General features: G+C 61.2%; 24 protein-coding genes. 10 read left to right on the top strand and 14 right to left on the bottom strand.

Annotation, left to right across the window (positions count from 1 at the left end; genetic code table 11):
- Positions 1–90 precede the first annotated feature (90 nt).
- The 4 genes from BM110_RS16550 to BM110_RS16535 form a co-directional block, all read right to left on the bottom strand.
- Complete coding sequence (locus BM110_RS16550) at positions 91–984, bottom strand: NAD-dependent epimerase/dehydratase family protein (RefSeq protein ID WP_093513850.1); 894 nt, start codon at positions 982–984, stop codon at positions 91–93.
- A gap of 103 nt (positions 985–1,087) precedes the next feature.
- Positions 1,088–1,984, bottom strand: coding sequence for a LysR family transcriptional regulator (locus tag BM110_RS16545; protein WP_092249402.1), 897 nt, complete (start codon positions 1,982–1,984; stop codon positions 1,088–1,090).
- Between the two features lie 30 nt (positions 1,985–2,014).
- Positions 2,015–2,605: an NADPH:quinone oxidoreductase MdaB gene (locus BM110_RS16540; protein WP_071489166.1), complete on the bottom strand. Its 591-nt coding sequence runs from the start codon at positions 2,603–2,605 to the stop codon at positions 2,015–2,017.
- A gap of 120 nt (positions 2,606–2,725) precedes the next feature.
- On the bottom strand, positions 2,726–3,490 hold the full coding sequence (locus BM110_RS16535; protein WP_093513849.1) for a sulfite exporter TauE/SafE family protein: 765 nt from the start codon (positions 3,488–3,490) through the stop codon (positions 2,726–2,728).
- A gap of 82 nt (positions 3,491–3,572) precedes the next feature.
- On the opposite strand from BM110_RS16535, the gene BM110_RS16530 reads away from it, so the two are divergent.
- Positions 3,573–4,463: a LysR substrate-binding domain-containing protein gene (locus BM110_RS16530; protein ID WP_093513848.1), complete on the top strand. Its 891-nt coding sequence runs from the start codon at positions 3,573–3,575 to the stop codon at positions 4,461–4,463.
- Here BM110_RS16530 and BM110_RS16525 read toward each other — a convergent pair.
- Entirely contained in the window at positions 4,409–5,815 is a 1,407-nt protein-coding gene (locus tag BM110_RS16525) for an amino acid permease (RefSeq protein WP_093128255.1), read from the bottom strand. The genes BM110_RS16530 and BM110_RS16525 overlap by 55 nt on opposite strands.
- A gap of 105 nt (positions 5,816–5,920) precedes the next feature.
- A complete protein-coding gene (gene kynU / locus BM110_RS16520; RefSeq protein ID WP_093513847.1) occupies positions 5,921–7,171 on the bottom strand; it encodes a kynureninase in 1,251 nt (416 codons plus the stop codon).
- Positions 7,172–7,315: 144 nt separating this feature from the next.
- Between kynU and BM110_RS16515 the strand changes: the two genes are divergently transcribed.
- A complete protein-coding gene (locus BM110_RS16515) occupies positions 7,316–7,789 on the top strand; it encodes an Lrp/AsnC family transcriptional regulator (RefSeq protein ID WP_003176072.1) in 474 nt (157 codons plus the stop codon).
- Positions 7,790–7,911: 122 nt separating this feature from the next.
- Here BM110_RS16515 and catA read toward each other — a convergent pair whose 3' ends face one another.
- Genes catA through BM110_RS16500 form a run of 3 tightly spaced genes read right to left on the bottom strand, consistent with a single transcriptional unit; the run spans position 7,912 to position 10,313 of the window.
- Complete coding sequence (gene catA / locus BM110_RS16510; protein ID WP_071489160.1) at positions 7,912–8,841, bottom strand: catechol 1,2-dioxygenase; 930 nt, start codon at positions 8,839–8,841, stop codon at positions 7,912–7,914.
- A gap of 41 nt (positions 8,842–8,882) precedes the next feature.
- A complete protein-coding gene (catC, locus tag BM110_RS16505) occupies positions 8,883–9,173 on the bottom strand; it encodes a muconolactone Delta-isomerase (RefSeq protein WP_071489159.1) in 291 nt (96 codons plus the stop codon).
- A gap of 12 nt (positions 9,174–9,185) precedes the next feature.
- A complete protein-coding gene (locus BM110_RS16500; RefSeq protein WP_093513846.1) occupies positions 9,186–10,313 on the bottom strand; it encodes a muconate cycloisomerase family protein in 1,128 nt (375 codons plus the stop codon).
- A 114-nt stretch (positions 10,314–10,427) separates the two neighbouring features.
- On the opposite strand from BM110_RS16500, the gene BM110_RS16495 reads away from it, so the two are divergent.
- Positions 10,428–11,303, top strand: coding sequence for a LysR family transcriptional regulator (locus BM110_RS16495; RefSeq protein WP_093513845.1), 876 nt, complete (start codon positions 10,428–10,430; stop codon positions 11,301–11,303).
- Positions 11,304–11,435: 132 nt separating this feature from the next.
- On the opposite strand, the gene BM110_RS16490 is transcribed toward BM110_RS16495, so the two are convergent.
- Positions 11,436–12,416, bottom strand: a complete 981-nt coding sequence (locus BM110_RS16490; protein WP_071489157.1) for an AraC family transcriptional regulator — start codon at positions 12,414–12,416, stop codon at positions 11,436–11,438.
- A gap of 312 nt (positions 12,417–12,728) precedes the next feature.
- On the opposite strand from BM110_RS16490, the gene antA reads away from it, so the two are divergent.
- The 4 genes from antA to BM110_RS16470 all read left to right on the top strand — a co-directional run bounded on the left by antA (position 12,729) and on the right by BM110_RS16470 (position 17,310).
- On the top strand, positions 12,729–14,120 hold the full coding sequence (gene antA / locus BM110_RS16485) for an anthranilate 1,2-dioxygenase large subunit (protein ID WP_093513844.1): 1,392 nt from the start codon (positions 12,729–12,731) through the stop codon (positions 14,118–14,120).
- Positions 14,120–14,611 (top strand): anthranilate 1,2-dioxygenase small subunit, encoded by a 492-nt coding sequence (gene antB, locus BM110_RS16480; protein WP_092249435.1) that lies wholly within the window; start codon positions 14,120–14,122, stop codon positions 14,609–14,611. The genes antA and antB overlap by 1 nt, the downstream gene beginning before the upstream one ends.
- A 216-nt stretch (positions 14,612–14,827) precedes the next feature.
- Positions 14,828–15,835, top strand: coding sequence for an anthranilate 1,2-dioxygenase electron transfer component AntC (gene antC / locus BM110_RS16475; protein WP_092249438.1), 1,008 nt, complete (start codon positions 14,828–14,830; stop codon positions 15,833–15,835).
- 71 nt (positions 15,836–15,906) lie between these two features.
- Positions 15,907–17,310 (top strand): amino acid permease, encoded by a 1,404-nt coding sequence (locus BM110_RS16470; RefSeq protein WP_071489153.1) that lies wholly within the window; start codon positions 15,907–15,909, stop codon positions 17,308–17,310.
- 97 nt (positions 17,311–17,407) lie between these two features.
- On the opposite strand, the gene kynA is transcribed toward BM110_RS16470, so the two are convergent.
- Both kynA and kynB read right to left on the bottom strand, forming a co-directional pair.
- On the bottom strand, positions 17,408–18,265 hold the full coding sequence (gene kynA, locus BM110_RS16465) for a tryptophan 2,3-dioxygenase (RefSeq protein ID WP_092249444.1): 858 nt from the start codon (positions 18,263–18,265) through the stop codon (positions 17,408–17,410).
- Entirely contained in the window at positions 18,262–18,912 is a 651-nt protein-coding gene (gene kynB, locus BM110_RS16460) for an arylformamidase (RefSeq protein WP_093513843.1), read from the bottom strand. The genes kynA and kynB overlap by 4 nt, the downstream gene beginning before the upstream one ends.
- 375 nt (positions 18,913–19,287) lie before the next feature.
- Between kynB and BM110_RS16455 the strand changes: the two genes are divergently transcribed.
- Positions 19,288–19,632 carry a cupin domain-containing protein gene (locus tag BM110_RS16455; protein WP_010206533.1) on the top strand — a complete coding sequence of 115 codons (345 nt, stop codon included), beginning with the start codon at positions 19,288–19,290 and terminating at the stop codon, positions 19,630–19,632.
- A gap of 48 nt (positions 19,633–19,680) precedes the next feature.
- Here BM110_RS16455 and mmsB read toward each other — a convergent pair whose 3' ends face one another.
- Both mmsB and BM110_RS16445 read right to left on the bottom strand, forming a co-directional pair.
- Positions 19,681–20,568 (bottom strand): 3-hydroxyisobutyrate dehydrogenase, encoded by an 888-nt coding sequence (mmsB, locus tag BM110_RS16450; protein ID WP_093513842.1) that lies wholly within the window; start codon positions 20,566–20,568, stop codon positions 19,681–19,683.
- Positions 20,569–20,583: 15 nt separating this feature from the next.
- Positions 20,584–22,101 (bottom strand): CoA-acylating methylmalonate-semialdehyde dehydrogenase, encoded by a 1,518-nt coding sequence (locus BM110_RS16445; RefSeq protein WP_092249453.1) that lies wholly within the window; start codon positions 22,099–22,101, stop codon positions 20,584–20,586.
- 129 nt (positions 22,102–22,230) lie between these two features.
- On the opposite strand from BM110_RS16445, the gene BM110_RS16440 reads away from it, so the two are divergent.
- Positions 22,231–23,178, top strand: coding sequence for a LysR family transcriptional regulator (locus tag BM110_RS16440; protein ID WP_092249456.1), 948 nt, complete (start codon positions 22,231–22,233; stop codon positions 23,176–23,178).
- Positions 23,179–23,492: 314 nt separating this feature from the next.
- Entirely contained in the window at positions 23,493–23,783 is a 291-nt protein-coding gene (locus BM110_RS16435; protein ID WP_025859400.1) for a DUF3077 domain-containing protein, read from the top strand.
- Positions 23,784–23,789: the final 6 nt, after the last annotated feature.

Here is a 23,789-nt window from a genome sequence, read left to right as displayed (position 1 = left end):
CCCACAGTTGACCGAGTTCCAACTGTGGAGTGCAGTCTAGTGTGGGAGGGGGCTTGCCCCCGATAGCAACACTTGGAGATCACGTGAACATCACACCATTGCGTTGCGAATCCACTCCACCACCGACGTACGCTTCGGCGCCCAGCCCAGCAGTTCACGCGCATGCTTGCCGCGCACCCGGCTATTGGAGCCCAGGCCATAGTTGGCCATTTCATAGCCCCACTCGGCTTCAGCCTCGGCCAATGGCCAATCCTGCGGTTTGCCCAGGTCCAGCGCTTCGGCAATGGCAGTGGTCATGTCGATAAACGCGGCCTCGCCACTTTCCACGAAGTAGAAGGTACCGGGCACATTCTTGGTCAGCGCCAACAGGTACAGCGCCACCACGTCTTCAATGTGCACGTTGGACCAGATGTTCTGCCCGCTACCCACATGGCGTACTACACCACTCTTGCGTGCCTGCTTGAGCAGACGCGGTAGTTGCACGCTGTCGCGCTTCACGCCCAGGCTGTGGCCGTAGATCAAGGTGTTGCAGATCACCGCCGAGTTCACGCCGTCTTTGGCAGCCGCCAGAACCAGGTTGTCGATGGCCACACGAGCCGCCTTGTCGACCGTCGGTTCCGGCAGGTTGTCTTCGAAGTAGATGACATCGCTGGCCTTGCCGCCCGATGCATCCCCGACAATGCTCGAACCACTGGTGTGCAGGAACGGCTTGTTCGAGCCCTTCAACGCCGCGAGCAGGGTTTCCACGGCGGCACGGTGGTCGCTGCTGGCGGCGTTGATCACCGCATCGGCCTTTTGCGCTTGCTCGGTCAATACAGCCGCGTCATCCAGGGTGCCGATCATTGGGTTGATGCCCAGCGCGGTCATCTCGGCCGCCTGCTCGGCGCTGCGCACCAGGCCGGTAACGGTGTGGCCGGCCTTGACCAGGCCGGTGGCAATGGAACCGCCGATAAAACCTGCTGCGCCGGTAATGAATACATTCATGGAGGACTCTCCTGACTGGGTAAGTGATGAACCCAGTATCAAGCACTCATCCCTGACGAATAAGCCCCTACCGCCCAATTCACTCTTGCGCGCAGCTCACGAATCAGCAGGCATACCGCGCCAGCTTGGCCTGGATAAAGTCCAGGAAACATTGGATACGCAATGCCAGCTGCGAGTTGCGGTAGAACACTGCGTGGATCGGCTGGCGATAACCGCTGTTGAACGCCTCCAGCACCGGCACCAGGCGCCCGGCCTCGATATCGTCGATGGTCATGAAGTTCGACAGGCAACAGATGCCCTGTCCTTCCAGCGCCAACTGGCGCACGGTTTCGCCGCTGGACGCCGCCACGCCGGGCTGGATCAGCCAGCGATCGCCCTCCACATGGCGCAGCGGCCAGTGGTTGAGGGTTTCGGTCTGGGTGAACCCCAACAGCGTGTGATCGGCCAGCTCGGCCACCGTGGTGGGCACGCCGTATTGCTTGAGGTAGTCGGGGCTGGCGAGGATATGCAGCGGCGTACAGCCAAGAGACCGCGCATGCAGGGTGGAGTCGGCCAGGACGCCGATACGGATGGCGATGTCGGTGCTCTGCTCCAGCAGGTCGATGATCAAGTCATCGCTGTTCAGCTCCAGCTGGATGTCCGGGTAGAGGCCGCGAAATTCGGCGATGTAGGGCACGATCCCATGCAGCATGAACGGCACGGCAGCGTTGATGCGCAGGCGCCCCGCCGGTTTCTGCTGGCGTGATGACAGGCGCTCCTCCAACTCTTCCATCTGCGCCAGGATCACCTTGGCCTGCTCGAAGAAGTACTTGCCCTCTTCGGTCAGGTCCATGCGTCGTGTGGTGCGGTTGATCAGCGTGGTGTCAAGCTTGGCTTCCAGGCGCGACAAGGTGCGGCTGACAGCCGAGGGCGTCTGCCCGACTTGCTCGGCGGCGGCGGAAATCGAACCGCATTCAATCACGCTGACGAAGATCTGCAGCTCATCGGACCGGGCTTTCACAGGCGCTCCTCGTTATCGGTTCAGCGCAGCTTACACCGAGAAATTGAACACCTGCGCCAGATGCTGCTCGTAGCGCGCTACATCAGCGTCGATGGCCGGGCGTTTCATCACGTCCACGCACAGGAACGTCGGCAGGCCGGTCATGCCGAGGAACTCGTTGGCCTTGTGGAACGGAAAGTACACCGCGTCCACCCCCTTGGCTTCGAAGAAGTCGGTCGGGTCATCGAAGGCTTGCTGCGGCGCGTTCCAGGTCAGCGAGAGCATGTACTGCTTGCCGTGGATCAGGCCACCGCTGCCGTACTTCTGCGAGGCATCGGAACGGGTGCGACCGTCGCTGGCGTACAGGCTGCCGTGGCCTTCGGTGAAGACTTCGTCGATGTACTTCTTGACGATCCACGGCGCGCCCATCCACCAGCCGGGCATTTGGTAGATGATCACATCGGCCCAGAGGAATTTGGCCACTTCTTCGGCCACGTCGTAGCCTTCGTCGATGTGGGTGACCTTGACGTCGATGCCCGCACGGTCCAACGCCGCCACGGCGGTGTCATGCAGGGTGGTGTTGTAGCGGCCATCGGAGTGGGCGAATTTCTTGCCGCCGTTGAGCAGGAGGACTTTTTTCATGGGAGGGTATCCAGAGGGGTTAACAATGTCTGCCGGCAGGCTATCGACATCGGCCCCTCGGAATAAGCGGTGATGCGGCAAAATACATTTGACCAAAAGGCACGAATTACCCGCGCATTGTTAACCGCTGATCAGCAGATGGGCGCCCAGCAACGCCATGCCGATGAAAAATACGCGCTTGAACAACACCGCACTGATGCGCTGACGCACCGCCTGGCCCAACCACATGCCCAGCAGCGCCGGCACCAATGCCAACAATGAAGCATTGATCTCCCCACCTCCGAGCGTGCCGTCCAACGCCATGCCGGCAGCGAGCGCCAGGGTCGACACGGTGAAGGACAGCCCCAGCGCCTGCACCAACTGATTGCGGTCCAAGCCCAGGGCTTGCAGATAGGGCACGGCGGGGATCACAAACACACCGGTCGACGAGGTGATGATGCCGGTGATAACACCACACAAAGGGCCCAACCAGCGTTCGGTTCGAGGCTTCACCTTGAAGGCGGGCAGGAACAGCCCGCTCACTGCATACGCTAGCAACGCCCCGCCCAACGCATGGCCTACCCATCGCCCTCCACTCAGGCCCAGCCACAGCGTGCCAAACCCGGTACCGAGAAAGATCAGCAGCAGCATCGGCCACAAGCGCCTGAGCAACGCACTCAAATGACCGCCGAACGCCAGTTGCCACAGGTTGGTGATCGTCGATGGGATGATCAGCAACGCTGCAGCCTGCGCCGGTAACATAGCCAGACCGAGCAAGCCCATGGAGACTGTCGGCAAGCCCAGGCCAATCACACCCTTGACGGTGCCGGCGAGCATGAAGGTGCCGATCACCAGCAGTGTCAGGGCTGGGCCGATATCTTGGTAAAACGCGAGGAATGTATTCATGGGGTGATAGTGCGGTTTTTCGATGAGGCCGAAAATTCGCCATATACTGAGGCAGACTCTTGTTTTGCCAGAGGCTGGCGCCATGCATTTTGACCTGATAGACCTGCGCCTTTACCTGCATATCTTCGACACAGGCAATATCACCGCCGGAGCAGCCCGCAGCCACTTGTCCCTCGCGGCGGCCAGCGCCCGCATCCGAGCGATGGAGGCTTCGCTGGGCATCGAGTTTCTTGAACGTGGCCGCCGTGGCGTTACCCCAACGCCCGCAGGCAAGGCCCTGGCCCGCCACGCCCGCCTGTTGCTGCAACAGGCCGAGCATCTGCGCCAGGACCTCGCGGAATACGCCAACGGCATCAAGGGCCAGGTGCGCCTGCTGTGCAACACCACGGCCCTCAGCGAATACCTGCCGGAGTTGCTGGCGGACTTTTTGCGTGAACACCCCAACCTCGACATCGACTTGCAGGAACTGCCAAGCCTGCGCATCACCCAGGCCTTGCGCCAGGGTACAGCGGACCTCGGGATCATTTCCGACGCGGTAGACACCCACGGCCTGCAGACCCTGCCCTTTCGCGATGACCCGCTCGTGCTGATCACCCCGCAGGATCATCCGTTCACCGCAGGGAGCTTTATCGATAGCCTGCAACACGACTTTGTGGGCCTTGCCTCCCGCAGCGCGTTGACGGTTTACCTCGAAGAACAGGCATTGCACGCGGGTTTTCGCCTGCAAACACGCATCCGCGCCGAGGGGTTTGATGGGGTGATCCGCATGGTCGCGCGCGGCGCCGGCCTGGGTATCGTGCCCCAGGCGGCACTGGAGCGCTGGCCGCTGGAATCCAGCTTCAAGGTCCACCCCCTGCAAGAAGAGTGGGCCTGCCGGAAGCTGCTGTTATGCGCGCGCTCGTTCGAACTCCTGCCCGGTTACGCCAAGGCCTTGTTCGACGCCTTGGCCCTGCCCTTGCGGAAAAACCCGTAATACACCGCCGACAAGATCAGCAGGAACGGCACGCCAAACACCAGCGTCATCTTGAACGCCTCGGTTAAATACGTGGTGATCATCACCGCGCCCATCAGCACCAGGCCCAGCAGGGTGCTGTAGGGAAAAAATCGCAGTTGGAACGACAGCGTCGGCCCACCGTGACGCTGGCGGTAGCGACGGAAGAACAGGTGCGTAAGGAAGATCATGAACCAGGTGAAGATCGCGCCGAACATCGAGATCGCCATCATCAAGGTGAACGAGCTTTGCGGGTATACCACGTTGAGCAACGTCGCCAGGGCGATGCCCGAACTGGACAGCAGCAACGCATTCAGCGGAATGCCGCTCTTGCTCAAGGCGCCCATGGCCTTGGGCGCGAAGCCGGCACGGGACAGGCTGAACATCATGCGGGTGGTGATGTAGAGCTGGCTGTTCATGGCCGACAACGCTGCGATCAAAATCACGAAATTCATCACCCCGGTGGCGCCGGGAATGCCGATGGTCTGCATCACCGTGACGAAGGGGCTCTGGGTCTGCCCGGCCTGGTTCCACGGCACGATGGCCAGCATCAGCGCCAGGGTCAGCAGGTAAAACACCACCAGGCGCACGATGGTCGCACGGAAGGCTTTCTTCACCGCCTGTTCCGGGTCGGCCGCTTCACCGGCGGCCACGGCGATCATCTCCACGCTCAGGTAGCTGAAGATCGACACGATCACGGCGATCCACATGCCACTCAGGCCATGGGGGAAAAAGCCGTCGTGGGCCGTGTAGTTCTGCACGCCGTACTCCGGGTTGCCGGAGCCGAACACCACGTACACGGCGAGGAGGATGAAGCCGACGATGGCGCTGATCTTGATCGTCGAGAACCAGTATTCGAAGTTGCCGAAGGTCTTCACGCTGATGGCGTTGAGCAGGATCAGCACACTGGAAAACGATACGATCCACACCCATTCCGGCACGTTGGCGAACCAGTACTTCATGTACATCGCGACCGCCGTAACCTCCGCACCCACCGCCAGCACAATCGCCGCCCAGTAGGCGTAGCGCACCAGGAAACCGGCCAGCGGGCTGATGTAGAACTCGGCATAAGCGCCGAACGAGCCCGAGGTGGAATGCGCCACCGTCATCTCCGCCAGGCAGCCCATCAATAACAAGGTGATCAACGCGCCGATGGCATAGCTCACCAGCACACTGGGCCCGGCATACCCAATGGCATAGGCACTGCCCATGAACAGCCCGGTGCCAATGGCGCCGCCGATGGCGATCATGCTCATCTGGCCGGAAGTGAGCTGGCGCCGCAGGCCCAGTTCGCGGTGGGTGATCTCGGCAAAGCCGGTGTCTGGCGTGGTCATGTGGTGTGCCCCATTATTATTGTGATTGCACTATTTATTAACTGTTGTCACAAATTCCCTGTGGGAGGGGGCAAGCCCCCTCCCACATCTTTATCTGCGTTGTGGTCAGGTCACGCTGTTGCGGACTTTGAATTGCGGTTGGTCCCAGGTGCGGTTGTCGAGGATTTCGCCCAGGATTTCCACAGCGTCAAACACCTCGGTAAAGCTTGTGTACAACGGCGTAAACCCAAAGCGCATGATGCGCGGCTCGCGGTAGTCGCCGATCACGCCACGGGCGATCAAGGCCTGGATCACTGCGTAGCCTTCGGGGTGTTCAAAGCTCACATGACTGCCGCGCCGGGCGTGTTCACGCGGGGTGATCAGCACCAGTTCATGAGCAGCGCAACGTGCTTCGACCAATGCGATAAACAGATCAGTCAACGCCAGGGACTTGCTGCGCAGACTCGCCATATCGGTCTGGGCGAAAATCTCCAGCCCGCATTCCACCATCGCCAGCGAGGTGATCGGTTGGGTGCCGCACAGGTAACGCGCGATACCCGCACTCGGCGCGTAGTTCGATTCCATGGCGAACTGCCGGGTGTGGCCGAACCAGCCCGACAACGGCTGGCGCACCACATCCACCAACGCCGGGTTGACCCACACAAACGCCTGGGAGCCCGGGCCGCCGTTGAGGTACTTGTAGGTGCAGCCAATCGCATAATCGGCACCGGCCTGATGCAGGTCGATGGGCACCGCGCCCGCCGAGTGCGCCAGGTCCCAGATACTCAGCGCGCCGCACTCATGGCTCAGGGCGGTCAGCGCCTGCATGTCGTACATGTAGCCGGTCTTGTAGTTGACGTGGGTGAGCATCACCACCGCCACGTCCTGGTCGATGGCCTGGGGCAATTCGTCCGGACTGTTCACCAGGCGCAGGGCATAGCCCTGTTGCAGCAGCTCGGCCAGGCCTTCGGCGATATACAGGTCGGTCGGAAAGTTGCTCGCCTCGCTGACGATCACCTTGCGGTGCGGTTGGCGTTGACGCTGTACGGTCAACGCGGCGCTGAGCACCTTGAACAGGTTGATCGAGGTGGTATCGGTGATCACCACTTCACCGTGGCCCGCGCCGATCAACGGCGCCAGGCGGTTACCCAGGCGCTGGGACAGGTCCGCCCAGCCGGCGCTGTTCCAACTACGGATCAGGCCATTACCCCATTCTTCGGCAATCACTGCCTGGGCTCGTGCCAACGCCGTCACCGGGCGTGCGCCGAGGGAGTTGCCGTCGAGATAGATCACGCCCTCCGGCAACGCAAACTGGCGGCGCAGTGGCGCCAGCGGATCTTGTTCGTCGAGGGCTAGGCAGTGGCTTCGCGTGGTCATGGGCTGTCCTGGTTTTTATAGGTAAGAATGGACCAAATAATGAACGAACTTTTAGAGAATTTTCGTGCAAAGTGGCGGGCAACAGGCTAATTAAGCTGTAGGAAATTCGAATTTAACCCCCAAACACGCGGATTTATTCTAACCATGATTCTCGACGCCACCGACCTGCGCCTCCTGCATTTCCTGCAGCAGGATGGCCGCATCAGCAACCAGGAACTGGCCGAAAAAGTCGCGCTGTCGCCGTCCGCGTGCCTGCGCCGTCTGCGCCTGCTGGAGAGCGAGGGCATCATCAGCGGTTACCGTGCGGTGCTGAATGCGGAGCAGTTGGGGATTGAGCTGGAGGCCATCGTGCACCTGTCGTTGCGCCAGGATGTGGAGGATTGGCACGAGACGTTCATCAAGAAGGTGCAGGGCTGGCCGGAGGTCGCCAGCGCCTACGTGATCACTGGCGCCAGCAACTATGTGCTGCGGGTGCAGGCGCGCAACCTCAAGCACTTTTCGGACTTTATCGTGAACCATCTGAACCGCACGGCGGGGGTGATGGATATCCGTTCGGAGATTGTGTTGCAGAAGATCAAGGATCGGGATGAGGTGCTGGACTTGGTGGTACGCAAATAACCACGCCACCACAATACCCTGTGGGAGGGGGCTTGCCCCCGATAGCAATGGTTCAGCCAATTAATATATTGGCTTCACCGCCGCCATCGGGGGCAAGCCCCCTCCCACATTTTGAATCGCGTTTAATCTTCGAGGGCACGCACGCGTTGCATGCGCTTTTGTTCTACCGGCGCATCCGCTACCTGCAACGCAAAGTCAAAATCAATCTGCGCAAACCGCCCCTCCACGCCAAACTCCCGCGCCAGTTGCGGGTCGTCGCAGAAGCGAATCTCGGCGATCAACTCATCCCGCGTCGCATAGGCAAAGTCGTCATGCAGGTACGGGTCATCCGACAGGTTGATCTGCGTGGTCAGGTGCCGGTGCCCCGGCGCCGAAATAAAGAAGTGGATATGCGCCGGCCGCTGCCCGTGGCGCCCGAGCTGATCCAGCAGTTGCTGGGTCGGCCCGGTCGGTGGGCAACCGTAGCCCGACGGCACGATACTGCGGAACCGGTAGTTGCCCTGGGCATCGGTCTCGATGCGTCGGCGCAGGTTGAACTCCGATTGCGTCGGGTCGAACCACGAGTAAGTACCGCCCGTATTGGCCTGCCACACGTCCACAATCGCCCCGGCCAGCGGTTTGCCGTTGGTATCGCGCACCTGCCCGCGCATGAACAGCGGCACCGCATCGTCCTTGCCATCATCCAGCCGCGCCTCGTACTTGCTCAACGGCGCCCCGGCCACATACAGCGGGCCTTCAATGGTGCGCGGCGTGCCGCCGGATTTGCCGGCTTCCTCGTCGGCAGCGTCCATCAGCAAATCCAGGTAATGCTCAAGGCCCAGCCCGGCGGCGAGCAATCCGGCTTCCTGGTGCTTGCCCAGCTCGTTGAGGTAGTTGACCGCCTTCCAGAACTCTTCCGGGGTCACTTCCAGGTCTTCGATGATGTTCACGGTGTCGCGCAGGATCCGGTAGATCAGCGCCTTGGTGCGCGGGTTGCCAGCGTCGTTGAGGTTGCCGCTGGCTTCTTCGAGAAACTGTTGGGCATGGGCAGTCTGGGACAGTCGGATGGACATGGTGCATTCCTCATCTTGTAGTTATTGGTCTGGAAACCGGCCTAGCGGTCGTCGTCATGGATCGACGACGGGTGCCGGCACAGGGCGTTCACTTCGATGGCCATATAGGGGAACAGCGGCAGTTGCATCAGCAGGTCATGCAGCGCCTGCACGCTGTCGACATCGAACACGCTGTAGTTGGCGTAGTGCCCGGCGATGCGCCACAGGTGACGCCATTTGCCTTCCTGTTGCAGGCGCTGCGCCAGCGCCTTTTCATCGGCCTTGAGGCGGGCTGCGCGCTCGGGGTTCATGTCGAGCGGCAGGTTCACGGTCATTTTTACGTGGAACAACATGGCAGGCGCCTCTTAGTGTTTGTCACGACGCAAGAACGCCAGGCGCTCTTCATCGATGGCCAGGCCCAGGCCCGGTGCGGTGGAGATATGCAGCTGGAAGTCGCGGTACACCGGCGGCTCGGTGAGGATGTCTTCGGTAAGCAGCAACGGGCCGAACAGCTCGGTGCCCCACGCCAGTTTGTTCAGCGTAAGGAAGGCATGCGCCGACGCCAGGGTGCCGATGCCGCCTTCGAGCATGGTGCCGCCGTACAGGCCGATACCCGCCGCTTCGGCAATCGCGGCGGTGCGCAGCACGGCACGTGGGCCGCCGTTCTTGGCGATCTTGAGGGCGAACACCGACGCCGCGCCTTCGCGGGCCAGGTTGAACGCGTCCTCGACGCACTCGATGGATTCATCCGCCATGATCGGCGCCGGGCTCGACAGGTTGAGCCGTGCCATGCCGCCACGGTTATTGCGCGAGATGGGCTGTTCGATCAGGTCGATGCCGTTGTCGCCGAGCACCTGGCACGCCCGCAGTGCCACCGCTTCGTCCCAGGCCTGGTTGACGTCGACGCGCACGCTGGCGCGGTCGCCCAGGGCCTTTTTGATCGCGATCACATGGGCCAGGTCCTGGCTGACCTCACCGGCGCCGATCTTCAACTTGAAGAGGCGGTGGCGGCGCAGGTCGAGCATCTTTTCGGCCTCGGCAATGTCCTGCTCGGTGTTGCCGCTGGCCAGGGTCCAGGCCACCGGCAGCGCGTCGCGCACACGCCCACCGAGCAGTTCGCTGACCGGCAGGTGCAGGCGTTTGCCGAGAGCGTCGAGCAACGCGCTTTCGATACCGGACTTGGCAAAGGTGTTGCCACGGATGCTGCGCTCCAGGCGCAACATGGCAGCGTTGATATTACTGGCGTCCTGGCCGATCAGCAGCGGCGCGAAGTGGCGGTCGATGTTGACCTTGATGCTGTCGGGGCTTTCATTGCCATAGCTCAAGCCGCCAATGGTGGTGGCTTCGCCGATGCCTTCGATACCGTCGGCGCAGCGCAGGCGGATGATCACCAGGGTCTGGTTTTGCAGGGTGTGCATCGCCAGCTTGTGCGGGCGAATGGTGGGGAGGTCGACGATGATCGTGTCGATCGACTCGATGGCGCAAATCGGCATGGCTATACCCGTTGGGTTCTTTATAGGTTTTAGCCGATTCTGTGCCGTATTTTTCAAGGCTTCCAATATAGAATGGGTCTCGCACAATACCCTGAAGGTATGAAAGGAGCCGTCATGGAACTGCGTCACCTGCGCTACTTCCAGGTGCTGGGAGAGACCCTCAACTTCACCCGCGCCGCCGAACGCCTGCACATCGCCCAGCCGCCATTGAGTCGGCAGATCCAGCAATTGGAGGATGAACTGGGCGTCATTTTGCTTGAACGTGGCCGACCGCTGCGGCTGACCGAGGCCGGGCGTTTTTTTTATGAACACGCCAACGTGCTGCTGGAGCAATTGAACAAGGTCTGTGACAACACCCGGCGTATCGGCCAGGGCGAGAAGACATGGCTGGGCATCGGTTTTGCGCCGTCGACCCTATACGGCGTGCTGCCCGAATTGATCCGCCGATTGCGTACCCATGAGGCGCTGGAGCTGGAGTTGGGGCTGTCGGAGATGACCACTTTGCAGCAGGTCGAAGCGCTCAAGGCCGGGCGCATCGACGTGGGGTTCGGGCGAATTCGCATCGATGACCCGGCCATCGTCCAGCGCGTGCTGGTGGAGGACCGGCTGGTCGCCGTGCTGCCTGCCGGTCACCCGTTGCTCGATGCGCCCGCCACCCTCGCCCAACTGGCCGCCGAACCTTTTGTGCTCTACCCCGGCAACCCACGCCCCAGCTACGCCGACCATGTGATCGCGCTGTTCGACGCCCATGGCTTGAGCCTCAAGGTGGCGCAGTGGACCAACGAGTTGCAGACCGCCATTGGCCTGGTCGGCGCCGGCATGGGCGTGACGCTGGTGCCCGCCTCGGTGCAAGTGCTGCACCGCGCGGACATCGGCTACACGCCGGTGGTGGAGGCCACGGCGACCTCGCCGATCATCCTCAGCCGACGGTTGAATGACCAGTCGCCAGGGCTGAATCATTGCCTGCAACTGGTGGAAGAGCTCATCTGATTTATCCCAAACACTACAAACCCCTGTGGGAGCTGGCTTGCCTGCGATAGCGGTGGGTCAGCTGGCACATCAGCTGACTGACACATCGCTATCGCAGGCAAGCCAGCTCCCACATTTGGATCTTCATTGTATTCAAAGGCTGCGCAGGCGCTTGCGCTGCAGGGTTTGGCTAGGGGACTCGTCGAACAATTTTCGATACTCCGCCGAAAACCGCCCCAGGTGGGTAAAGCCCCAGCCCAGGGCGATCTCAGAGATGGTACGGGTAGAGCCGTGTTCAAGGATTTCCTGGCGCACGACGCCCAGCCGGTATTTCTTCAAATAGGCCATCGGCGACAGCGCAAAGTATTTGCGAAAGGCATCGAACAGCTTGAACCGCGACACCCCCGCAGCGGCCTCCAGGTCCTCCAGGTGCACCGCTTCCCGAGCGTTGTCATGGATGTACTGCCGCGCACGGATCAGATAATGCGGCAGTTTCACGCCCAGGACATCGCGCAGTTCTTCGGAGTAGTTGTTCGGCTGGGCCAGGATCAGGCCCTTGATCAGCGAGCTTTCCAGGTCGCGGGTAAAAGCGGCCTGCTCGTATAACTCGCTGCCATGCTCAAGCTCGGCGATGAAGTAGCGCGCCATGCGCCACCACGACGCCGAAGCGCCGTCCACTGCGTCCATCACCGACTCAAAGCGCAGCGGCGCCTCAATCGGCCGTTGCAGCAAACCTTCCAGCGATTCACTCATCGCCGCCCGCGTGATCACCACCTGCAACTTTCGGCAATCGCCGGAGATCGCCAGCACCTGATGCTCATTGGGCGAGATGATCACGCCCTGGTCGCGGTTGGAACTCAGGCGCTCACCGTTCTTGCTCAACTCCTGTTCGCCCACCAGCGGCAGGCTCAGGCTGTAGCTGCTGAAATGCTCGGCGTCTTCGATGTCGATGGTCACGTCGGTGCCGTACTCGATCACCCCCAGGGTGGTGGCGCGGGACTTGAACACGTTGGCGCTGTGGTGAAAGCGCAGGCGCTCCGGCGTATTGGTGGCCAGGCGATGGGGCCCGCAAATGCCCGACATCCAGCTGCGGGCGCCTTCCAGGTCGAAGCGTTGAATCGTTTGGCTGCTCATCAGGGTGCACCCACGGCGGTTAGGCTGTTGCGCGCTCTGGCGGCGCGTCGTTGTTGTTCGACAGCAATTAATGCGCCACGCCGGCGCAATGGCCAGCGGGTGGATAGCAAGGGTCGACTAAGTGGATAAGACCCCGGCTTTTGCGACCACTGCCCTGCAAGACAGTAGCGCATCCCGTCACCGCTGCGCACCGGGTTGGGTATTTGCTGCCCAATTATCCGGCGCAGGTTCCCCCACTAAGCGGATAGCCCGCGTCCTGCCGCGCTGCCTCTAATAAACCACCGATCAGCCCCTATCAAAAAGGTGCCTCCCATGAGTGGTGCAAGAAGCGTCGAGCAGTGGAAAACGTTTATCGAAGGTTGCCTGGACTTTCGCCCGGTGGATGAAGTATTCCGCATCGCCCGCGACATGTTCACCGAGCCGGAACTGTTCGATCTGGAGATGGAACTGATCTTCGAAAAGAACTGGATCTACGCCTGCCACGAAAGCGAACTGGCCAACAACCACGACTTCGTGACCCTGCGCGCCGGGCGCCAGCCGATGATCATCACCCGCGATGGCGAAGGCCGCCTCAATGCGTTGATCAACGCCTGCCAGCACCGCGGCACCACGCTGACGCGGGTCGGCAAAGGCAACCAATCCACGTTCACCTGCCCGTTCCATGCCTGGTGCTACAAGAGCGATGGCCGGCTGGTGAAGGTCAAGGCGCCGGGGGAATACCCGGACGGTTTCGACAAGGCCACGCGCGGCCTGAAAAAGGCGCGCATCGAGAGCTACAAGGGCTTTGTGTTTATCAGCCTGGACGTAAATGGCAGCGACAGCCTGGAGGATTTCCTCGGCGACGCCAAAGTGTTCTTCGACATGATGGTCGCGCAGTCCGCCACCGGCGAACTGGAAGTACTGCCGGGCAAATCCGCCTACACCTACGACGGCAACTGGAAGCTGCAGAACGAAAACGGCCTGGACGGTTATCACGTCAGCACCGTGCACTACAACTATGTGGCCACCGTGCAGCATCGCCAGCAGGTGAACACCGAGAACGGCACAGGGGCCGGCAGCACCCTGGACTACAGCAAACTCGGCGCCGGCGACGCCAATACCGATGACGGCTGGTTCGCCTTCCACAATGGCCACAGTGTGCTGTTCAGCGACATGCCCAACCCCAGCGTGCGCTCCGGCTACGCCACCATCATGCCGCGCCTGGTGCGGGAGCACGGCCAGCAGAAGGCCGAGTGGATGATGCACCGCCTGCGCAACCTGAATATCTACCCGAGCCTGTTCTTCCTCGACCAGATCAGCTCGCAGCTGCGCATCATCCGCCCGGTGGCGTGGAACAAGACCGAGATCATCAGCCAATGCCTGGGGGTCAAGGGCGAGTCCGACGCCGATCGCGAGAACCGCATCCGCCAGTTCGAAGACTTCTTCAACGTGTCGGGCATGGGCACGCCGGATGACCTGGTGGAGTTCCGCGAAGCCCAGCGCGGGTTCCAAGGCCGGCTTGAACGCTGGAGCGACATCTCACGCGGCAGCCACCGCTGGGCAACCGGGCCTACGCCGAACAGCGAAGCCATCGGCATCCAGCCGGCCATGACCGGCACAGAATTCACCCATGAAGGCCTCTACGTGAACCAGCACCGCAACTGGCAGCAGTTCCTGCTCAACGGCCTCGATCAACAAGCGCTGAAACTGCGGGAGGTGAAATGATGAATGCCCCATTGCAGTACCGCATCGAACAGTTCTTCTACCGCAAGTCCGAGCTGTGCGACGCCCAGGACTGGGACGCCTATGTGCAGTTGTTCGACCCGCAGAGTGAGTTCCACTTGCCGCAGTGGGACTCGGAACACGTCTACACCCGCGACCCCAAGCGCGAAATGTCGCTGATCTACTACGCGAACCGTTCGGGCCTGGAAGACCGCGTGTTCCGTTTGCGCACCGGCAAGGCGGCGTCGGCCACACCGATGCCGCGCACGCTGCACATGATCAACAACGTGCGCGTTGCCGAGCAGGCGGATGGCACGCTGGAGGTGCGACTGAATTGGCACACGCTGTTCTATCGCCTGGCCACGTCGGAGCAGTTTTACGGCCACGCCACCTATACCCTCAAACCGGAAGGCGACAGCTGGTTGATCACCCGCAAGCATGCGCTGCTGCTCAACGACACCATTAACTCGGTGCTGGATTTCTATCACCTCTAGCAGCGACCTTTTATGGCACAGGGGTTTGTGGCAACCGGGCTTCTTGTGGCGAGCGGGCTTGCCCCGCGTTGGGCTGCGTAGCGGCCCCTCTGGAAGACACCGGGTTATCAGCTGGAAAAATGCGGTGGTCTTATTGGGGCCGCTTCGCAGCCCAAAGCGGGGCAAGCCCGCTCGCCACAAGTTATGCGCACGTTATAAATATGCGGAGAGCAACACATGAATCACAAAGTGGCGTTCAGTTTTGCCGACGGCAAGACGCTGTTCTTCCCCGTCGGCGCCAATGAAATCCTGCTGGATGCAGCACTGCGCAACGGCATCAAGATCCCGCTGGATTGCCGTGAAGGCGTGTGCGGCACTTGCCAGGGCCGTTGCGAATCCGGCGAGTACAGCCAGGATTATGTCGACGAAGAGGCCCTGTCCAACCTCGACCTGCAACAGCGCAAGATGCTCAGTTGCCAGACGCGGGTGAAGTCCGATGCGACGTTCTACTTCGACTTTGATTCGAGCCTGTGCAATGCGCCGGGGCCGGTTCAGGTCAAGGGCACCGTGAGCGCGGTGGAGCAGGTGTCGGCCAGCACGGCGATCCTGCAGGTGCAGTTGGATCAGGCACTGGATTTCCTGCCGGGCCAATATGCACGCCTGTCGGTGCCTGGCACGGACAGTTGGCGCTCGTATTCCTTCGCCAACCTTCCGGGCAATCAATTGCAATTCCTGGTGCGCCTGCTGCCGGATGGGGTGATGAGCAACTACCTGCGCGAGCGTTGCCAGGTGGGTGATGAACTGGTGATGGAAGCACCCCTCGGCGCTTTCTACCTGCGGCACGTCTGCAAACCCTTGGTGCTGGTGGCGGGCGGCACCGGGTTATCGGCGTTGCTGGGCATGCTCGATGAACTGGCCGCCAACGGCTGCGACCAGCCCGTGCACCTGTACTACGGCGTACGTGGCGCAGAAGACTTGTGCGAAGCGGCGCGCATCCAGGCCTACGCCGCGAAAATCCCGGACTTTCGCTACACCGAAGTGCTCAGCGCGCCCTCGGACGAATGGCCCGGCAAGCGCGGTTACCTCACCGAGCATTTCGACCTGGCCGAATGGCGGGACAGATCGGCGGATATGTACCTGTGCGGCCCCCCTCCAATGGTCGAATCCGTCCAACAATGGCTGGCGGATCAGGCACTTGATGGCGTTCAGCTGTATTACGAAAAGTTCACGCAGAGTAATATCTGACCCTCAGCACTTCTGAGGGGTAGATGCGGCGTGCACTCCACCCTGAGAAAAACAAGTAGAAGGGAATGTTAATGGCGGATGACATGGTTAACCCGGTGGGCCTCAAGCGTGGCCTGAAGAACCGGCACATTCAGTTGATCGCCTTGGGAGGGGCGATCGGCACGGGGTTGTTCCTCGGCTCGGCCGGGGTACTCAAGTCGGCGGGGCCGTCGATGATCCTGGGCTACGCGATTGCCGGTTTTATCGCATTCCTGATCATGCGCCAGCTTGGCGAGATGATCGTCGAAGAGCCGGTGGCCGGTTCCTTCAGCCACTTCGCTCACAAATACTGGGGCGGCTACGCAGGCTTCCTGGCCGGCTGGAACTACTGGGTACTCTACGTGCTGGTGGGCATGGCCGAACTGACGGCGGTGGGCAAGTACATCCAGTTCTGGTGGCCGCAGATCCCGACCTGGGTCAGCGCGCTGGTGTTCTTCGTGGCGGTGAACCTGATCAACACCCTCAACGTGAAGTTCTTCGGTGAAGCCGAGTTCTGGTTCGCGATCATCAAGGTGGTGGCGATTGTCGGCATGATCGTGCTCGGTTGCTACCTGCTGTTCAGCGGCACCGGCGGCCCGCAGGCGTCAGTCAGCAACCTGTGGAGCCACGGCGGGTTCTTCCCCAATGGCGGCATGGGGCTGTTGATGTCCATGGCGTTCATCATGTTCTCCTTCGGTGGCCTGGAGTTGGTGGGCATCACCGCCGCCGAAGCCAGCGAACCGCGCAAGGTCATCCCGAAAGCGATCAACCAGGTGGTGTACCGCATCCTGATTTTCTACGTCGGCGCATTGACCGTGCTGTTGTCGCTCTACCCATGGGACCAACTGCTGCAAACCCTCGGCGCGTCGGGCGATGCCTACAGCGGCAGCCCATTCGTGCAGATCTTCTCGCTGATCGGTAACGACACCGCCGCCCACATTCTCAACTTCGTGGTGCTGACCGCGGCGCTGTCGGTGTACAACAGCGGCGTGTACTGCAACAGCCGCATGCTGTTCGGCCTGGCCGAGCAAGGCGATGCGCCCAAGTCGCTGATGAAGCTGAACAAGCAAGGCGTGCCGATCCGCGCCCTGGCGATTTCGGCCCTGGTGACGATGCTGTGCGTGGTGGTCAACTACGTCGCACCGAAGAGCGCCCTGGAGTTGCTGTTCGCGCTGGTGGTTGCCTCGCTGATGATCAACTGGGCGCTGATCAGCATCACCCACATCAAGTTCCGCAAGGCCATGGGCGAACAGGGCCTGACGCCGTCGTTCAAGACCTTCTGGTTCCCGTTCAGCAACTACCTGTGCCTGGCGTTCATGGTGATGATCATCAGCGTGATGCTGGCGATTCCAGGCATCAGCGAGTCGGTGTATGCGATGCCGGTGTGGGTGGGGATTATCTACATTGCCTATCGGCTGCGGGTTCGCAGAAGTCACGCGATAGTCAACGCGCAGTGATGCCTGTGGGAGGGGGCTTGCCCCCGATAGCGGTCTATCAGTACCCGATGTACTGACTGACACTGCCATCGGGGGCAAGCCCCCTCCCACATTTTGTTTACAGCGTGGAACGTACTCGCCACAGTTCTGGGAACAGCACGGTATCGAGCATCTTGCGCAAATACCCCACACCTTCCGTGCCACCCGTGCCCGGCTGGAAGCCGATAATCCGCTCCACCGTCGTCACATGGCGGAAACGCCACTGACGGAACGAATCCTCCAGGTCGATAAACTTCTCGGCCAACTGATACAAATCCCAGTAACGCTTCGGGTCGCGGTACACCTCACGCCACGCCGCCTCCACGGACTCATCGTGAACCGTCGCCGCCGTCGGGTCGCGCTCGGCCCGCTTTGGATCAATCGCCAGGCCCGCCTTGATCATCAGGTTGATCGCCTCGTCATACAGCGACGGCGTGGCAATTGCCACTTTCAACTCGTTCAACAGTTCCGGCCGATGGGCATGGGGCCGCAACAGCGCCGCGCTTTTATTGCCGAGGATAAATTCGATCTCGCGGTACTGGAATGACTGGAACCCCGACGACTGCCCCAGGAACGGGCGGATCGCTTTGTATTCCGACGGCGTCATTGTCGCCAGCACGGCCCAGGCGTGCACCAGCTGATCGAAGATCCGCGACACCCGCGCCAGCATCTTGAACGCCGGTGGCAGCTCGCCCAGGCGTACATGTTCGCGGGCGGCCTTGAGTTCGTGGAGCATCAGCTTCATCCACAGCTCCGAGGTCTGGTGCTGGATGATAAAGAGCATTTCGTTGTGGTCCGGCGACAGCGGGTGCTGGGCGCTGAGGACTTTGCCCAGGTCCAGGTAATCGCCGTAGCTCATAGACTCGGAAAAATTCAGTTCGGCGTTATGCCATTCTTCGGGCGGCTGATAGTCAACAGAGAAGGGACATTGGCTCATCGCGTGGGCTCCTTGAGCGGGCGGAGAATGGCGCGGACAGGGCTCGCGTCGAGGTTGGCAAAGCGCAGCGGCAGGGCGATCAGTTCGTAATCGCCCTCGGGGACGTCATCGAGCACGATGCCTTCGAGAATCGCCATGCCATGGCGCGCCACGGCGTTGTGGGAATCCATGGTCTTGGACTGCTGCGGGTCCAGCGAGGGCGTATCGATGCCGATCAAGCGCACTCCGAGGCTGGCGAGCAGCTCGATGGTATGCGGGGCGATGGCGGTGAAATTCGAATCCCATTCGGTCAGCGGCGCTTGTGGATAAGTACGCAGTAACACGCGCTCCGGCAAGTTATCCACACGGCCTTGAAGTTGGTGCGGCTGTATAAGCGCACCGCTGTCCAGGCAATGCAGCACGCGGCAAGGCCCCATGTACACATCCAACGACACCTCACCAATGGCCACGCCGTCCGCGCTGTAATGCAGCGGCGCATCCACGTGGGCGCCGGTGTGCGGCGACAAGGTAATGCGTCCGACATTCACTGGACACTCCGGGCCCAACTGCCACACGCGCTCTTCCTGGAACGGCGTATCCCCCGGCCAGGTCGGGGTCGCCGTACTCAAGGGCGGGCTGATATCCCACCACGTTTTTATTGGGTTCATTTCAAGGCTCTCGGCGGTTACTGGGGTGAATGATACGAGGGCCGGCTGCGAATTTTCTTGCGAATTCTGGCGTGAAGCGGGAAATCTTTCGCACTTACTGCGAAGAACGGACGAGAAATCGCACAAATATATCGTCCGGATGCGTCACCGTGCCCTGTGGGAGCCGGGCTTGCCCGCGATGACGGTGGCACTGCTTGCATCTTCATAGCCTGACACTCCGCTATCGCGGGCAAGCCCGGCTCCCACAGGGGTTCGCGGTAATTTCCGGATCATCACACCGCTGCGCTTCTGGGCATCCCGATGTCGAGTTCAGACCACTGACGCAACGCCCTAGGCCTTAGGGTGCATCCTTCCATTCCCTTCCTCGGAGTCATCATGTCCAAGCCCATCACCGTACTGCGCGACACTCATCCCCTGCCGGTCCTGGACGCGTGCAAATGGGAAAAACTCGAAGGCGACCCGCACACCGTCAACCTCAACGCCTACACCAGCGAAGACGGCAGCAAGATCATGGGCACCTGGATCTGCACCCCGGGCAAGTGGTACGTGGACTACGTGAAGTGGGAATACTGCCACTTCCAGGAAGGCTACTGCATCATCACGCCGGAAGGCCTGGAGCCGATTCACTTGCGAGCTGGGGATATCTTCGTGGTGGAACCGGGGATGAAGGGGACGTGGGAAGTGGTCGAGACGGTGCGTAAATATTTTGTGTTTGCTTGAGCCGCAAAAACCCGGGAGCCCACTATTAGCAGGCTCCCGGAACCGCCCCTACTTGGGCTTGCGATAGCTATTGATAATCGCCGAGAAGTCCTTGCCCCCTTCCCCACGCTGGCTCATCGATTGATACAACTGCTGGGCCACAGCGCCCAGAATCACGGGTTGCTTGGCCTGACGTGCAGCCTCAGTAGCCAGGCCCAGGTCCTTGAGCATCAGGTCAGCCCCAAACCCACCGGTATAACCACGGGACGACGGTGCGGTTTCGATCACCCCCGGCCATGGGTTGTAGGTATCGGAACTCCAGCAACGTCCGGTGGAGCTGTTGATGATGCCGGCCAGTACCTGGGTGTCGATGCCCAGCGCGTCGCCCAGCGCCATGGCTTCGCTGACGCCGACCATGCTGATCCCCAACAACAAGTTGTTGCAGATCTTGGCGATTTGCCCCGTGCCCACCTCACCGCAGTGCACGATGTTGCGGCCCATCTGCGCCAGCACCGGTTGCAGGGTGGCGAACAGTTCCGGGGTGGCGCCGACCATGAAGGTCAGCGTCCCGGCTGCGGCGCCGCCCGTGCCGCCGGAGACCGGGGCGTCGGCTACGGCCACACCTTGTTCGGCCGCCACAGCCGCTACGTCGCGGATGGTCTGCGGGTCAATGGTGCTGCAATCCACCGCCGGTACGCCTTTGCCGATGCCGGCAAGTACACCGTCTTCATTCAGCCAGACGCTGCGCACATGGGCGGCGGCGGGCAGCATGGTGATCACCAGCTCAGCGCCGGTGGCCGCATCACGCGGCGAATCGCTGATGTTGCCACCCAGCTCGGCCAGTTCCTTGAGCACCGCCTGGTTCAGGTCAAACAGGTTCAGCGCATGGCCGGCCTTGATCAGGTTGCGGGCCATGGGAGCGCCCATGTTGCCCAAGCCGATAAATGCAATCTTCATGGTCGTCTCCCGGAATCAGCGCAGGTTGATGGTGGTGTTGACGCCATCGTTGACCGAGTCGTCGTCGAACCAGCGGCTGGTGACGGTCTTGGTCTGGGTGTAGAACTGCACCACTTGCTTGCCATATGGGCCGAGGTCGCCAAGCTTGGAACCACGGGAACCGGTGAAGCTGAAGAACGGCACCGGCACCGGGATCGGGATGTTGATGCCGACCTGGCCTACATCGATTTCGCTCTGGAACTTGCGCGCCGCCGCGCCGCTCTGGGTGAACAGGCCGGTACCGTTGCCGAACGGGTTGGCGTTGACCAGGGCGATGGCCTCATCGAGGGTCGCCACTTCCAGCACCACCAGCACCGGGCCGAAGATTTCCTGGGTATAGATCTGCATGTCGGTGGTCACGCCCGAGAACAGCGTCGGGCCGACAAAGTTGCCTTGCTCGAAGCCCGGCACCTTGATGTCGCGGCCATCCAGCTCCAGCTTGGCGCCCTCTTTCACACCGCTTTCGATCAGCTCCAGAATGCGTGCCTTGGCACGCTTGGAAATCACCGGGCCGACATCGGTGCCGGCTTCGCTCCCCGCATTGACCTTGAGCTTTTGCGCCAGCGCTTTCAGGTCCGGCAGCCATTGCTTGGACGCGCCCACCAGCACCACCACCGAAGTGGCCATGCAACGTTGGCCCGCCGCACCGAAACCCGCACCGACCAGGGCATTGAGGGTGTGTTCACGGTTGGCATCCGGCAGCACCACGGCGTGGTTCTTGGCGCCCATCATCGACTGCACACGCTTGCCGTGTTTGCCGGCCAAGTCGTAGACGTGAGTGCCCACGGCGGTCGAGCCCACGAAGGACACAGCCTTGATGTCTTTGTGGGTGCACAGTGCATCCACCACGTCCTTGCCGCCGTGCACCACGTTGAGCACGCCAGCCGGCACGCCAGCTTCCAGCGCCAGCTCGACGAGCAGCATGGTCGACAGCGGGTCCTGCTCGGAGGGCTTGAGGACGAAGGTGTTCCCGCAGGCGATCGCCATCGGGAACATCCACAGCGGAATCATCGCCGGGAAGTTGAACGGGGTGATACCGGCGCACACGCCGATGGGTTGGCGCAGGGTGTAGGTGTCGACGCCACCAGCGACGTTTTCAGCAAACTCGCCCATTTGCAGGGTGCCGATGGAGCAGGCGTGTTCCACCACTTCCAGGCCACGGAAAATATCGCCTTCGGCATCGGCAATGGTCTTGCCCTGCTCGTTGCTGAGGACCACGGCGATGCGCTTGGAATGTTCGCGGATCAAGGCTTGCAGCTTGAGCATGATGCGCATGCGCGCGCCGATCGGCGTCAGCTTCCAGGTCTGGAAGGCGCGGTGGGCAGCATCGATGGCAGCGTTGACTTCATCGGCAGTTGCGAACGGGACTTTGGCCAGCACCTCTTGGGTGGCCGGGTTGACGATGTCTTGCCACTCGGTGGTCTTGGACTCGACCCACTCGCCGTTGATCAGCAACTTGACCTGTTGCACGGAAATATCGGCAGATGCGTTCATGTGGTCTCCAATCTTATATTTATGCAGAGACAAGGCGCGTAACCGCCTTGGGAAATGAGGCGTTCGGACTGTTTTTGGAGTATAGATGTGCAAATCTCTAATAAGAACGCACATAAAAGCCGGACCAATATGCAAAAAAACATCACGTCCCTGGGCTCCCTCAACTGGGATGACCTGAAGTTTTTCCTCGAAGTGGCCCGCACCCGCAAGGCCAGCGTGGCCGCCAAGCGCCTGGCGGTGGACTACACCACCGTGTCGCGGCGCATCAGTTCGCTGGAAGTGTCCCTCGGCACCCTGCTGTTCGAAAAATCCCGGACCAACGGCTTCGTACTCACCAGCGAGGGCCAGCGTTTGCTGGGCTATGCCGAGTCCATCGAAAGCACCCTGCACATGGCCTGCGAACAAGTCTCCGGCTCCGGCGTGGCGTTGTCCGGCCACGTGCGCATGGGCTGCACCGAAGGGTTCGGCAGCTTCTTCGTCACCCCGCAACTGAGTCACTTCATCGACACCTACCCGGCCATCTCGGTAGACATCCTGCCCCTGCCGCACTTCATCAGCCTGTCCAAACGCGAAGCCGACATCGTCATCGCCCTGGAACGCCCGGAACACGGGCCGTATGTGTGCTGCAAACTGTGCGACTACAAATTGCAGCTGTACGCGACCCAGGAATACCTCGATCAACACCCGCCGATCCGCAAACCAGTGGACTTGGCCGAGCATCCGTTTATCAGCTATGTGGATGACTTGGCGTTCAGCTCGGAGCTGCTGTACCTGGCAAACGTAGTGCCCGGCGCCAGCGCCAGTTTGCGCAGCACCAGCGTGATTGCGCAGTACGTGGCGGCGCAGCAAGGGCGGTCGATGGCGATACTGCCGTGTTTTTTGGCGGCGCAGGATCCACGGTTGTTACCGGTGCTGGGGGAGCAGATTTCCATCACTCGCCAGTTCTGGATGTATTGCCGGGAGGATCTGAGGAAGTTGAAGCGGATTACGTTGTTGTGGGACTACATCAGGGAGGTGACGGAGCAGAATCAGGGGCTGTTGATGGGGGAGACCAGGGAGATCAGGTTCGCGGATTAAAGGGCCATCAACGATGATTCGCTTTAATTTGCAGGACGTTTCCTAGAGAATCTCCGGCCTATTGTGCCTTAGGGTTCGAGTCATTAGCCTCCGTACTTCGCTGACATCAGCGAACGGGTTTAGCGACCCGAACCCGGACACAGCCTCCAACGTCAAGCGCTTCATGCTTGTCGTTGTCGTGTTATGGCGGCTGTGCGTGGGAGACCTTCGGGTCTGCCGGGTCCTGGGTCCGGTTCGCTAACCTGCGTACAGCTGCCACCCTTTCATGTTTAGCGACATGAGTGGGTGGCTCCCTAAACTCCCAGGTATAGATCATGACTAAAATCGTCCCCGATCCACCGCTCTCCTCCATCACCACCCTCGGCGTCGTCACCTTCGGCGACTACGGCGAAAACGAAAAACCCCTGTTCCGCGTCAACGCCGGCATGCCCATTGAGGAAGCGCTGGAGCACGCCTCCACCCTGCTGTTCTACTCCAAGAAACTCGCGATGGAAGCCGCCATGGATGTACGCGGCGAGCAATACGCGTGGGCCGCGCATTACCTGTGTGAGATGGGCAAAGCCGTGGTCGATGACCTCACGCAAGCGATGACACCGGGCCGTTAAGCGAAC

It is taken from the genome of Pseudomonas sp. NFPP28 (genome assembly GCF_900115535.1).
In the GTDB taxonomy this organism is placed as follows: domain Bacteria; phylum Pseudomonadota; class Gammaproteobacteria; order Pseudomonadales; family Pseudomonadaceae; genus Aquipseudomonas; species Aquipseudomonas extremorientalis.
Note: the sequence above shows the minus strand (reverse complement) of the source record. Positions and strands in the feature narration are given on the sequence as shown.